The following is an 11,707-nucleotide window of genomic DNA, read 5'->3' as shown; positions in this document are numbered from 1 at the left end:
CCCGGCTCTCACGCGTCCGGGGCGTCGTAGCCCGTGTCCGCCCCCGAGGTGGCCTCCTCGGGCAGTTCCGGCAGCGTGTACGCGGGCAGGGACGCGCTGCCCGGGTCGGGGCGGACCGCCCCCAGCAGCGGGTTCGAGGCCAGCAGCGAGACCTTCACCGTCGCACCCGGCCTGGGGGCCTGCACCACGAGACCGTCGCCGATGTAGAGCGCGACGTGCGTGGCCTTCGGGAAGTAGACGACCAGGTCGCCCGGGCGCAGCGAGCCGACCGGCACCTTCGGCAGCCGGCGCCACTGCTCCTGCGAGGTGCGTGGGATGTCCCGGCCCGCAGCCGACCAGGCCCGCGAGGTGAGCCCGGAGCAGTCGTAGGACTCCGGCCCCTCCGCGCCCCACACGTACGGCTTGCCGATCTGCTCGACGGCGTAGCGGACGGCCTCGCCGCCCTCCTCGGACGGAGGCCGGGCCGTGCTGAACGCCCCTGACGCGGTCAGTGCGTCCTGGGCCGCGCCGATGTTCTTCTCCTCCAGCGCCGAGATGGCGGCGAGCTGCTCGGCCGACAGCGACGCCAGCATCGCCTCGATGCCCCTCAGCTGTGACCGCACGCTGTCACGCTGCTTCTTCCGCTGTGCGGCCAGCACCCGCTGCCGTTCCTGTGCCGCCCGCGCCTTGGCCGCCAGCGCCTCGGCGTGCTTCTCGGCGTCGGTGAGCCGGTCGACCGCGGCCGTCCGGCCGGCCTGGGCGCGCTCGATGACGTGGCTCTGCTCCAGGGCGCGGGCCGGGTCCTGTGCGAGCAGCAGCTGTACGTACACGGAGAAGTCGGTGCGCCCCTGGTACTGGTCACGCGCCAGGCGCCCGGCGTCCCGGCGTCCGGAGTCCAGCACCGCCCTGGCCCTCTCCAGCTCGGCGCGCAGTTTCCTGGCCTCGGCCGCTCGCTTCCTCAGCTCCTCCTCGGTTCCGTTGTAGAGCTCGCCGGCCTCCTCGGCCTTCCGGTAGAGCGTCTGCAACTGCGTCAGCAGCCCGGCCACGCTCTGCGGAGCCTTTCCGGCGGCCGGTGCGGGGCCCGGCCCGGACGGCTCGGCGACGGCGGTGGGCGCGGCGGGGGAGACGGCGACGACCGCGGCCAGGGCCGCCGTGCAGAGGGCGTGTGGGACTCTGCCCGGCACGACATCACCTCCGGTGTCAGGGGTGGTGCCGATTAATCGGACAACCCCATAAATGGTCGGATCTCGTCCATCCGGTCACTCGGCCCCGGGCGATGCAAGGACCGCCAGGCGTGCCGTCCGGGGCGTACCCCGGACGGCGGACGCCCGGGCGGGTCACTCCACGGGGAACGCGTAGAAGGCCCGTTCCCGCTGGACCACGGCGGTCTTCCCGGCGGGCAGCACCCGGTAGGGCGCACCGACCGTGGCACCCTTCGGATCCTGTACGCCGATGTCCTGGAACTTCCACAGCCGGCGCCCGTCCGCCGCGGCGAACGCGGTCACCTGCGAGGCGTCCGCGGCGAGCAGTGTCCTTCCGCCACCGCTCAGCGTGAGCGCCGGGGCGTTGCCGCCGAGCGGAACCTCTGTGGACCGCCGGCAGCGGACCGGCGAGGCCGATCGCCTCGGCGAGCGTCACCGCGGGTACGTAGGGCGTGGCTGTCCACAGGCCGCCGTCCCCGGGCGAGGTGAGCGGCGGCTGGACCCAGCCCCCGGCCAGCCGCTCGGCGGTGGCGGCCTCGGCCCGGAAGCGGCGCCGGAAGGCGGGTACGGAGGCGAGGCCGGGGCGGGCGGCCGTCACCACGACGAGGTCGCCGCCGTCCACGCTCCGCGTCAGGTAGCGCACGGCGCTCGCGCTCTCACGGAAGCGTGCCAGCGCGGTGTACGGGCCGAAGCGGCGTGGATCGTCCTGACGCAGCGCCTCCGTGGCGCACCCCCCTTGTGACCGTGCCTCGGCACCTGAGCGCCGATCTTACGGGCGCCGGTCCTGATGGCCGTTCAGGATCTGCTACCCGGCCTGGACCAGGGCCACTTGGGGGTGAACCGCTCACGGCCCCCGGGCGCGTACTCGTACACCCAGCCGCGTTGCAGCCCGAGCCGTTTCGAATGACCCGCAGGAACGCGGAGGTAGGCGTGGACGGTGGCCGGCCCGCCGTCGGCGTCCGGCACCGGGACCTCGTACCACTTGGGCGGATGACCGGTCGGCCCGAGCAGGACGGGGAGCACCCGCCCGTCCAGGGGGCCGCCGCGGAAGGGCGTGTTCTCGCTTTTCACGGTGCCAGTCTGACCCAGGGGGCCGGGCGAGGCCCTTCGGCCCGTGGGGGCGCGGCGGGTGCGTGTGCGTATGGCCCTGTGTGGGTGGCGGCGGCTGTGGCCCAGGAGGCGCACGCTTCCGGTCGGCGTTCACGCAGGGTGGGACGTGCTCCCGAACCGGTCTCCGTCCGCGTCCCCGCCGCGAGGGCGACCTCGCACGGCCGCCCGAGGCCCGAGCGGCCGTCGGTGCGGGGACCCGCCGGGGGGGTCAGACCACCGGTCCGTCCCCGGAGGCCGGGTCTCCACCGGACAGCAGGTGCGCCGCCGCCTCGCCGGCCACCGGGATCACCAGGGCCGCCAGCCGCCCGGCGGGGCCGTCGGCGGCCTCCTGGCCCAGCAGGTCCGCCACCACCGAAGCGGTCTCCTCGTCCGTGGCGGCAGTCACCGCCATCAGGCCGATCAGATGGTCGACCAGCCAGCCCCGCAGCTCGGGTGCGGCCGGCTGCTTCTCCTCGTCCAGCCAGATCAGGGACGCCGCCTCCACGGCCGCGATCCAGGTGCGGACCATCATCCGCAGGCGTGGCCCGGCGGGTTCCTGCCCTGGACCGATGCCCCGGCCCAGGTGGAGCAGGATCTGCTCGGCCGCCGACCGGCGCACGCCGTCCACGATGGTCGACGTACGCGAGGTCTCGGCCACGCTGCCGCCGCGCAGCAACGCGCTGAAGCCCGCGTCGTGCTGGTCGACGAAGCCGAGATAGCGGTCCAGGACCCGGCCGACGCGTTCGGTGGGCGGCCCGGCGGCGGGTTCCGCGAAGCACAGCGTCAGCTGCTCGGCGGCCGACCCGAGGGCGGCCTCGTACAACTGCTGTCTGCCACCGGGGAAGTAGCGGTAGACCAGCGGGCGGGAGACCCCGGCCGCCGCAGCCACCTCGTCGATCGACACATCGTCCGGCGCCCGGTGGGCGAAGAGCGTGAGCGCCGCACTCAGCAGTTGGGCGCGGCGCTCCTCCACGCCGAGCCGTCGGTAGGCGCGGGCCGGCGGTGCTGCGGGAGCGGAGGTCATACTCCGAAGCCTAACGACCCGGTGACTTCAGGGGCCCCTCAGGCCAGCAGGCCCGAGCTCCTCCACAGCCTGCGTCCCACGCCGTTCAGCACGCCGATGTCGTCGAAGAAGTCCGTGAGCCGCTTCGCTCCCGTCTGCATGACCTCCGTCCGGTGGCCGCTCGCCCTCACCTGGGCGACGGCCTCCTGGCGGTCCAGACCGACGTTCTCGTACACCTGCGGGTTGACGAAACAGACGGAGAACACGCGTGCCGCCTCACCGCAGTTGAGCCGGGTGAGCCGGCGCTGCCACGGGGGAGCGGTGACCATCTGGCGGCGCAGCTCCTCGCGGGCGTAGCGCACGTGCCGGGCCTCCTCGACGACATGGATGCGGGTCACTCCGCGGACGAGCGTCTGGACGCGCTCGTCGGGGAAGGTGAGCCGCTGCATCCAGTCCAGGATCTCCTCGCCGAGCAGGGTCGCGGCGAACGAACCCGGGGTGGTGGTGACGGTCTTCAGCACCCGCGCCAGGTTGTGGTAACGCCGGGGGACCGGGTAGGCGGGCGCGCCGCCCCACTCGATCATGCGGGCGAACATCATGGAGTGCCGGCACTCGTCGGCTATCTCGGTGAGGGCGTAGCGGACGTGCTTGCTGGTCACGGACTTGTCGTAGATGTGCCGGACGAGCAGCTGCATCAGGATGATCTCGAACCAGATCCCGAGCGAGGCCAGTGACGCCGCCTCGTGGCGGGCCAGGTCCATCCGCTGTTCCTCGGACATCTTCCGCCACAGCGGGGTGTCGTAGAGGGAGACCAGCTCGGGCGGCCAGAACCACTTGCCGTCCTCGACGGCCGCTTCCCAGTCGAGCTCGGTGTCCGGGTCGAAGGAGTGCTTGGCCGAGGCGTCGAGCAGGCGGGCCGCCACCTGTTCGCGGTCCTTGAGGGGACCGAGCGCGTCGCGCAGCGCCTGAATGTCCTCGTCGGTCACGGTCGTCACGGCTGAAGGCACCTCGCAGAGGGGTTACCGGCGGTCAAGTTTCCGCTCATGAATGATGAGACTGCCTGTCAGCAAGGGAGTCAATCCCTCGTGTGCGACTTGTTGACCGCGCGTCTACCAACGTGTGAACCTGCCAACTGACGTCAGCACCACGGAATGCACGACCCTCGCCGGGCGAAGGAGCTGTCCGTGTCGACACACGACCTCTACATCACTCCACCCGCCGCACCTGCATGGCAGGTACCTGCCACGGGGGCGGCCCGTTTCAGCTGGGACTACGACGACGGCCGGGCACGCCTCCTCGCCCTGTACCAGAAGGGAAAGGACAAGCAGTGGGACGGCAACAAGCGCATCGACTGGAGTCTGGAGGTCGACCCCGCCGATCCACTCGGCACCCCGGACGAGGCCCTCACCCTCTACGGCACCCCGCACTGGGCGAAGATGACCGAGCGGGACCGCGGCGAACTGCGCAAGCACTACACCTCCTGGCAGTTCAGCCAGTTCCTGCACGGTGAACAGGGCGCCATGGTCTGCGCCGCCCGGATCGTGGAGTCGGTCCCCGACCTGGACGCGAAGTACTACTCCGCGACCCAGACGATGGACGAGGCGCGGCATGCGGAGATCTACGCCCGCTTCCTGCACGAGAAGATCGGGATGCTCTACCCGGTCAACGACAACCTCCAGGGCCTGCTCGGCGACACCCTGCGCGACTCCCGCTGGGACATGCCCTACCTCGGCATGCAGGTCCTCATCGAAGGGCTGGCCCTCGCCGCGTTCGGCATGATCCGCGACACCACGACCAGGCCGCTGCCCAAGCAGATACTCGCCTACGTCATGCAGGACGAGGCCCGGCACGTGGCGTTCGGGCGGATGGCGTTGCGCGACTACTACAAGCAGCTGAGCGACGCCGAACTGCGCGAACGCGAGGAGTTCGTCATCGAGGGCTGCTACCTGATGCGTGACCGCCTCAGCGGCGTCGAGGTCCTGGAGAACTTCGGCATCGGCAAGCAGGAGGCCAAGGAGCTCTCCGAACACTCGGAGTACCTCCAGCTCTTCCGCAAACTGCTGTTCAGCCGGATCGTCCCCTGCGTCAAGGACATCGGCCTCTGGGGCGATCGGCTCCAGAAGGCCTACGTCGACATGGGCGTCTTCGAGATGGGCGACTCGAACCTGGACCTGCTGATGGCCCAGGACGAGGAGGTGGCCGAGCAGCTGGACCGGGACCGTTTCGCGGTGGAGGAGCAGGCGCGGGTCGCGGAGGTCGCGGAGGCGGTGGCGGAGGGCGGGAGCTGAGACCGGCCGCTCCGGGCCCGTCCGGTCCGGAACACGCCCTAGTTCTCCTCGGGGAGATCGATGGTCCTGCCGTTCTCGTCGAGGGTCCGGGTGCTCCAGTACGTGTACCACTCGTCGTCCACGTGCTGGGGAACCTTGCCCTCCGGATAGCGGGCGTAGCCCTTGGGCGGCTCCTCGCCGTCGGGGGCACACGCACTGCCGGCGCTTCCGACGGCCAGGACCGGGTATTCGCCGCCTCCGCACACGGCGTCCTGCGTGGAGCAGGCGCTGGTGAGCAGGGCGACCGTGACGCCGGCCAGGGCGAGCCCGAGCGTGCTGCGTGACAGGTGTCGGTTGGCCGTGCGCATGGTGGAGCTCCCTCTGGTGTGTGGCTGACTGTGGTCAGCCTGCCGTGACCGGAAGGGGCGGTCGTGAGCACGGGTACTCATATCCGGTGTACGCACCTGGTGCGGGGGCGGAGGATGGGAAGCATGAACTCCCCACCCGAGCACGGTGACCACGCGGCGGCCCGCCGCAGCCTCGAAGCGCTCGCCCTCGGCGACGCGTTCGGGGAGCGCTGGTTCCCGCTCTTCCGGCCGCCCCGGCAGGCGTACGCCGAGGTCCGGGCCCGCCGCACCCCGCACGAGCCCGTGTGGCACTGGACCGACGACACCGCGCTGGCGCTGGCCCTGCAGCGGGTCCTCGACGAGTACGGGCAGGTCGATCAGGACCGGCTCGCGCTGTCCTACGCCCTGGCCTTCGACGCGGACCAGGCCCGCGGCTACGGCCACGGCATGCACATGCTGCTGCCGGAGCTGCTGGTCTCGCCGGCCGACTGGCGGACCCTCGCGCCGGGGCTCTTCGAGGGTGGCAGCCTCGGCAACGGGGCGGCGATGCGGGTCGCGCCGCTCGGGGCCCGCTTCCACGCGGACCTCGGGCACGCCGCCGAGCAGGCGGCGCTCTCCGCGGTAGTCACCCACGCCCACCCGGAGGGCGTCGCCGGCGCGGTGGCGGTCGCGGTCGCCGCGGCGCTGTCGGTGCGGGGCGAGCTCACGCTGGAGGCGGTCGCCGGCCGCACACCGCAGGGGCCGGTGCGCGACGGTGTGCTCCGTGCGGCGGAGGTGCCGTTCGCCACCGCACCGTGGAAGGCCGCCGACCTCCTGGGTAACGGGAGCCGGATCAGGGCCGACGACACCGTGCCGTTCGCGCTGTGGACCGCCGCCCGGCACCCCGGCGACCTGGAGGCCGCCCTGTGGTCGACGGCGGAGGGATTCGGGGACGTGGACACCACGTGCGCCATCACCGGCGGTGTCGTCGGGGCGGTGACCGGGGTGGAGGGCGTCCCCGCCGAGTGGCGCCTCCGGCGGGAACCGCTGAGCTGACGGGGTGTGACTCCCCGACTCACGCCGACAGTCTGTGCGGTGAATCCCTGTTCGACCAGTGACGTAACGTGAGCGCATGAGTATGCCGCCGCAGCCACCGCCGGGCCCGTACGGACCGCCTCCGCCCCAGTACGGTCCGTACGGCCGACAGCCCCCGTCCGGCCCGTACCAGGCGCCGCAGCCGGCCTACGCCTACCCGCCCCAGACGCCTCCCGGCGCGCCCCACGCCCCTGGCCCGTGGGGGCAGCCGGGCATGCCGCCGCAGCCGCAGCGCAAGAACCGCGGCTGGCTCGTCGTCGGCATCGTGGTGGGGGTGATCGCCCTCGTCACGGCCATCGGACTGGGGGTGTTCAAGCTGGCCGACGAGGGTGCGGACATGGCGTTCCCCGAGGCCACGCACAAGCTCGTGGTGCCGAGGACCCTGCTGGACGAGGGGTTCGTCCTCGGCCAGGACGTGTCGGAGACCGAGGGCAAGGAGATCGAGGACACCTACGACCCGAGCATCCGGGACCCGAAGGCCGCGATCGGGCAGTACACGTCGGACGAGGACGGCGGCGTGCTGGTGGTCTCCGGCATGTACGGGAAGCTGGCGAGTCCCGCGCTCGCGCGGGCCAAGATCCTGAAGGGGGCCGCCGAGGCGGACGGGGGCAAGGTCGCCGTGCCGGCGAAGGAGTTCAGGCCCGACGGACACGACATCGTGGTGGAGTGCCAGGTCGTGCAGTACACCGACGTCGGCGGGACGGCCGCCATGCCCATGTGCGCCTGGGGCGACGACAACACCGCCGCGATGGTCGCCGTGGTGCGGCCCGGCGAGGCCACGAAGGACGCGGCGGACCTCGACCTGGAGAAGGCGGCCGAGGAGACGCTGAGGGTCCGGGCGGAGATCCGTCAGCCGATCGGCTGAGACCGGGGCAGGTGGCGCTCCAGCGCGCGGGCCGTGCCGAGCAGTTCGGCGTCCCTTCCCCGTCCGGCCACCAGCTGGAGGCCGGCCGGGCAGCCGTCCGGGGTGAACCCGGCGGGCAGGCTCGCCGCCGGATGTCCGCTGAGGTTGAACGCCCAGGTGAGCGCGGTGGAGTAGACGTCCCCCGGCCCTTCGTGGCCGTGCGGCCGGTTGGGCGTGACCGGGGTGAGCAGGAGCGGTGTACGGGAGAAGAAGGCGTCGAGCGTCCGGTCGTTGGCGGTGCGGAGCCGCTCCGTGGCCGGCGTCGGCGCACCCGCGCGCACCGCGAGCCACGCCTCCACCGGGTCCAGCAGTTCGCAGGAACCCGGCATCAGACGTACCGCCCCCGCCTCCACCAGCCCGCCGACCGCGGTCCGTGTCACCTCCGCGACGTCGGGGTCGACGCGGGCGAAGCCCAGATCCGGGCTGTAGACGGCCGGCACGGGGAGCCGCGCGGGCCGCGGCACGTATCCGTCCAGGACATGGCTCAGGCAGAGCTCCGCGAGCGCCGCGGAGCTCGCCAGCAGGCCCGGGGACGCGAGGCCCGTACGGTCGGGGGAGGGGAGCAGCCCCGTCGTCGTCTTCAGGCCGAACACTCCGCACCACGCGGCCGGGATCCGTACCGAGCCCGCTCCGTCGCTGCCCGTGGCCAGCTCCACCATGCCCGCGGCGACCGCCACGGCCGATCCCGCCGAGGATCCGCCGGGAGTGCGGTCGGGACGCCACGGGTTGACCGTACGGCCGTGCGCCCCCTGCCCCCAGGTCTGCCACCGGGTACCCGGGCCGGGGACCGAGGTCGCACCGACAGGGACCCCGCCCGCGGCGATCAGACGGCGGGCCGTGTACGACCGGATGCCCGCGCTCCCCTTCACGGCGAACGGCATTCCGGCGAGCGGCAGCCGTGAGGCGTCGGCCTCCCGCTCCCGTGCCTCCTCGTGCCAGACCTCGGCGAACGCGCACAGGTCCGGGTCGATCCGGTCGATCCGGGCCAGTGCCGCCGCCACCGCTGAAGTCATGGGCTCAGTCTCGTCCCTCCAGCGCCGCCTCCATCACCGCCCGGGCGATCGGCGCCGCGTTGCCGCCCCCGCTGACGTCCGCCCGGTCGGCCGAGGCGTCCTCCACGACCACCGCGACGGCGACCGCCGGGCGGCCGGAGTCCGGTGCCCGCGCCCAGGCGATGAACCAGGCGTACGGCGTACCGGAGTTGTCGACCCCGTGCTGGGCGGTGCCCGTCTTGCCGCCGACGGTCACCCCGTCGATCGCGGCGTTCGTGCCGGTGCCGTTCTCCACGACGTCCACCATCATCCGCTGGAGCTGGCGGGCCGTCGTCGGTCTCATCGCCCGGCGGTACGCGTCCGGACCCTGTTGCCGGACCGGGTCGCCGTCATCGGTGGTGATCCGGTCCACGAGGTGGGGGCGCCTGAGCTCCCCGCCGTTCGCCACCGCCGAGGCCACCATCGCCATCTGGAGCGGAGTCGCCGCCGTGTCGAACTGGCCGATCGAGGACTGGGCCAGCTGGTCCTCGCTCATGTCCGAGTCGAAATTGCTGCGGGCCACCCGGGAGGGGATCCTCAGATCGTCGTCGTTGAAACCGAAGCCGCCCACCGCGTCCAGCATCCCGTCCAGCCCCACCTCGACGCCGAGATGCGCCATCACCGTGTTGCAGGAGACCCGGATGGCTTCCGCCAGGGACGCCTCCTCGCAGCCGCGTGACTCGTCCGGCAGCACGGTCGAGGTGCCGGGCAGGACGTACGGGGACGGGGTGTCCGTCTCCGCGTCCGGATCGGTGACCACCCGTGCGTCCAGCGCCGCGGCGGCCGTCACGATCTTGAAGGCCGAACCCGGTGGGTACGTCTGACGGATGGCCCGGTTCAGCATCGGCCGGCCCTGCGCACGGTTGAGCCGTGCCCACGCGTCGGTGACGGCGGAGCCGGTGCCCGAGAGGAGCTCCGGATCGTACGAGGGTGAGGAGACCAGCGCCAGGATCCGGCCGGTGGCCGGGTCGAGCGCGGCCACCGCGCCGCGCCGGCCGTCCAGGCCCTCGAACGCCGCGCGCTGCACCGAGTCCTCGATGGTGGTGACGACGTCGCCACCGGGCTGTCTGCTCCGGGTGAGGTCGCCCCAGAGCGGGAGCGGGGCGAGGACCGGGTCGGTGCCGGAGAGGACACCGTCCTCGGCGTTCTCCAGCAGCGTGGTGCCGTACGTCTGCGAGGCGTAGCCCGTCACCGGCGCGTACAGCGGGCCGTGCCGGTAGGTGCGCTCGTGGGCGAGCCGCTCGCCGGTGTCCTTCGACCCGGTGACGGGCTCGTCGCCCACCACGATGTCGCCGCGCGGCTGGTCGTAACGGTCGATGACGGTGCGGCGGTTGGCGGGGTTGGTGTTGAGCTCGTCGGCCTCGAAGAGCTGGACACGTGCGGCGTTGGCCAGCAGGGCGAGCAGCAGGAGCAGGCAGAATCCGGCGGCGCGCCGGATGTAGCGGATCACGGCGCCTCCCCGGCAGGCGCGGTCTCGGTATCGGGGTCAGGGGTGCGGGCCACGTCGCTGACCCGGATGAGCAGCGCCACGATGATCCAGTTGGTGACCACGGACGAGCCTCCCTGGGCCAGGAACGGCATCGCCATCCCGGTCAGGGGGATCAGGCCCATCACACCGCCCGCGATCACGAAGACCTGGAGCGCCAGGATCGAGGCCAGACCGATCGACAGCAGCCGCCCGAAGGGGTCCCGCAGGGCCAGGCCCGCACGGAAGCCGCGGGCGACCAGCAGGGCGTACAGGAGGAAGATCGCGGTGAGTCCGGCCAGGCCGAGTTCCTCGCCCGCGGTGGCCAGGATGAAGTCGGACTTGGCGGCGAAGCCGATGAGGACGGAGTGGCCGAGCCCGAGGCCGGTGCCGAGCATGCCGCCCGCGGCGAACGCGAAGAGGGACTGGGCGAGCTGGCTTGGCCCCTGGCCCGCGTCGATCGTGGCGTAGGGGTCCAGCCAGTCCTCCACCCTGCTGTGCACATGGGGTTCGAACGAGCCGACGACGAAGGCGCCCGCGGCGGCGAGGAGCAGCCCGACGGCGATCCACCCGGTCCGGCCGGTGGCCACGTACAGCAGGATCACGAAGAGGCCGAAGAAGAGCAGTGAGGTGCCCAGGTCCCGTTCGAGGACGAGGACGCCGACGCTGAGCAGCCAGATCGCGACGATGGGGCCCAGGACCCGGCCGGTGGGGAACTGGAGCTTCCAGACCGTGCGGCCGGTGTAGGCGAGCGCGTTGCGGTTCGCGGCGAGATACGCGGCGAAGAAGACGGCGAGCAGGATCTTGGCGAACTCGCCCGGCTGGAAGGAGAGTCCGCCGATCCGGATCCAGATCTTCGCCCCGTTCACCGCGGGGAAGAAGATCGGCACGATCATCAGCACCAGCGCCGCGGCGACCGAGAGGTACGCGTAGCGCTGGAGCACCCGGTGGTCGCGCAGCAGGACGACGACGGCGATGAAGAAGGTGACCCCGAGCGTGGACCAGATCAGCTGCGTCGTCGCGGCCCGGTCGCTCGGGGTCTCCAGGTCGAGCCGGTAGATCAGTACCAGGCCCAGTCCGTTGAGCAGGACGGCGATGGGCAGCAGCAGTGGATCGGCGAACGGGGCGCGGAAACGGACCGCGAGATGGGCCAGCAGAGCCAGGAGACCGAGGCCGCCGCCGTATCCGGCGACATCGGGGGGCACGGCGTCGTTCCGCGCGAGGCCGACGGCGGCGTAGCCGTAGACGGAGATGAGCACGGCCCCGATGAGGAGCGAGAGCTCGACCCCGCGCCGCTTGGGCAGGCGTAGCTCGGGCGGGCGTGCGTCCGCCGTCGTTGCGGTCAT

At 72.3% G+C, this 11,707-nt stretch carries 12 protein-coding genes; 3 read left to right on the top strand and 9 right to left on the bottom strand.

The annotated features are described in order from the left end of the window. Positions 1-8: 8 nt before the first annotated feature. The 5 genes from ACFYSH_RS06625 to ACFYSH_RS06605 form a co-directional block, all read right to left on the bottom strand. The gene (locus ACFYSH_RS06625; RefSeq protein WP_388751191.1) at positions 9-1,163 is read right to left on the bottom strand and encodes an NlpC/P60 family protein; all 1,155 of its coding nucleotides are present in this window, start codon (positions 1,161-1,163) and stop codon (positions 9-11) included. Positions 1,164-1,316: 153 nt separating this feature from the next. Continuing rightward, positions 1,317-1,484 (bottom strand): hypothetical protein, encoded by a 168-nt coding sequence (locus ACFYSH_RS06620; RefSeq protein ID WP_388751189.1) that lies wholly within the window; start codon positions 1,482-1,484, stop codon positions 1,317-1,319. Between the two features lie 492 nt (positions 1,485-1,976). After that, positions 1,977-2,252 carry a hypothetical protein gene (locus ACFYSH_RS06615; protein ID WP_359472422.1) on the bottom strand — a complete coding sequence of 92 codons (276 nt, stop codon included), beginning with the start codon at positions 2,250-2,252 and terminating at the stop codon, positions 1,977-1,979. A gap of 247 nt (positions 2,253-2,499) precedes the next feature. Continuing rightward, positions 2,500-3,294, bottom strand: a complete 795-nt coding sequence (locus ACFYSH_RS06610) for a TetR/AcrR family transcriptional regulator (RefSeq protein ID WP_359472424.1) — start codon at positions 3,292-3,294, stop codon at positions 2,500-2,502. Between the two features lie 38 nt (positions 3,295-3,332). Beyond that, positions 3,333-4,268, bottom strand: a complete 936-nt coding sequence (locus ACFYSH_RS06605; protein WP_388751186.1) for a diiron oxygenase — start codon at positions 4,266-4,268, stop codon at positions 3,333-3,335. A gap of 189 nt (positions 4,269-4,457) precedes the next feature. Between ACFYSH_RS06605 and ACFYSH_RS06600 the strand changes: the two genes are divergently transcribed. Continuing rightward, positions 4,458-5,561: a ferritin-like domain-containing protein gene (locus ACFYSH_RS06600; RefSeq protein WP_388751184.1), complete on the top strand. Its 1,104-nt coding sequence runs from the start codon at positions 4,458-4,460 to the stop codon at positions 5,559-5,561. Positions 5,562-5,599: 38 nt separating this feature from the next. Here the strand turns inward: ACFYSH_RS06600 and ACFYSH_RS06595 are convergent, their stop codons facing one another. Then, positions 5,600-5,908, bottom strand: coding sequence for an SCO0607 family lipoprotein (locus tag ACFYSH_RS06595; RefSeq protein WP_388751182.1), 309 nt, complete (start codon positions 5,906-5,908; stop codon positions 5,600-5,602). 123 nt (positions 5,909-6,031) lie between these two features. Here ACFYSH_RS06595 and ACFYSH_RS06590 point away from each other — a divergent pair, with 123 nt between their 5' ends. Both ACFYSH_RS06590 and ACFYSH_RS06585 read left to right on the top strand, forming a co-directional pair. Further along, the gene (locus tag ACFYSH_RS06590; protein ID WP_388751180.1) at positions 6,032-6,922 is read left to right on the top strand and encodes an ADP-ribosylglycohydrolase family protein; all 891 of its coding nucleotides are present in this window, start codon (positions 6,032-6,034) and stop codon (positions 6,920-6,922) included. A gap of 76 nt (positions 6,923-6,998) precedes the next feature. Beyond that, positions 6,999-7,826, top strand: a complete 828-nt coding sequence (locus tag ACFYSH_RS06585) for a hypothetical protein (RefSeq protein ID WP_388751178.1) — start codon at positions 6,999-7,001, stop codon at positions 7,824-7,826. Here the strand turns inward: ACFYSH_RS06585 and ACFYSH_RS06580 are convergent. Genes ACFYSH_RS06580 through ACFYSH_RS06570 form a run of 3 tightly spaced genes read right to left on the bottom strand, consistent with a single transcriptional unit; the run spans position 7,811 to position 11,707 of the window. Further along, complete coding sequence (locus ACFYSH_RS06580; protein WP_388751176.1) at positions 7,811-8,878, bottom strand: amidase; 1,068 nt, start codon at positions 8,876-8,878, stop codon at positions 7,811-7,813. The genes ACFYSH_RS06585 and ACFYSH_RS06580 overlap by 16 nt on opposite strands. Positions 8,879-8,882: 4 nt before the next feature. Then, positions 8,883-10,346 carry a peptidoglycan D,D-transpeptidase FtsI family protein gene (locus ACFYSH_RS06575; protein ID WP_388751174.1) on the bottom strand — a complete coding sequence of 488 codons (1,464 nt, stop codon included), beginning with the start codon at positions 10,344-10,346 and terminating at the stop codon, positions 8,883-8,885. Further along, on the bottom strand, positions 10,343-11,707 hold the full coding sequence (locus ACFYSH_RS06570) for an FtsW/RodA/SpoVE family cell cycle protein (protein ID WP_388751172.1): 1,365 nt from the start codon (positions 11,705-11,707) through the stop codon (positions 10,343-10,345). The genes ACFYSH_RS06575 and ACFYSH_RS06570 overlap by 4 nt, the downstream gene beginning before the upstream one ends.

This window comes from Streptomyces sp. NPDC005791, assembly GCF_042871485.1.
Classification (GTDB): domain Bacteria; phylum Actinomycetota; class Actinomycetes; order Streptomycetales; family Streptomycetaceae; genus Streptomyces.
This window is presented reverse-complemented; position numbering and strand designations above follow the sequence as displayed.

What these genes read in the sequence shown, in the direction of transcription:
- ACFYSH_RS06585 (WP_388751178.1), top strand. Translation starts at nt 6,999, where the DNA reads ATGAGTATGCCGCCGCAGCCACCGCCGGGCCCGTACGGACCGCCTCCG.
- ACFYSH_RS06570 (WP_388751172.1), bottom strand. Translation starts at nt 11,707, where the DNA reads ATGACCGCAACGACGGCGGACGCACGCCCGCCCGAGCTACGCCTGCCC.
- ACFYSH_RS06610 (WP_359472424.1), bottom strand. Translation starts at nt 3,294, where the DNA reads ATGACCTCCGCTCCCGCAGCACCGCCGGCCCGCGCCTACCGACGGCTC.
- ACFYSH_RS06595 (WP_388751182.1), bottom strand. Translation starts at nt 5,908, where the DNA reads ATGCGCACGGCCAACCGACACCTGTCACGCAGCACGCTCGGGCTCGCC.
- ACFYSH_RS06590 (WP_388751180.1), top strand. Translation starts at nt 6,032, where the DNA reads ATGAACTCCCCACCCGAGCACGGTGACCACGCGGCGGCCCGCCGCAGC.
- ACFYSH_RS06580 (WP_388751176.1), bottom strand. Translation starts at nt 8,878, where the DNA reads ATGACTTCAGCGGTGGCGGCGGCACTGGCCCGGATCGACCGGATCGAC.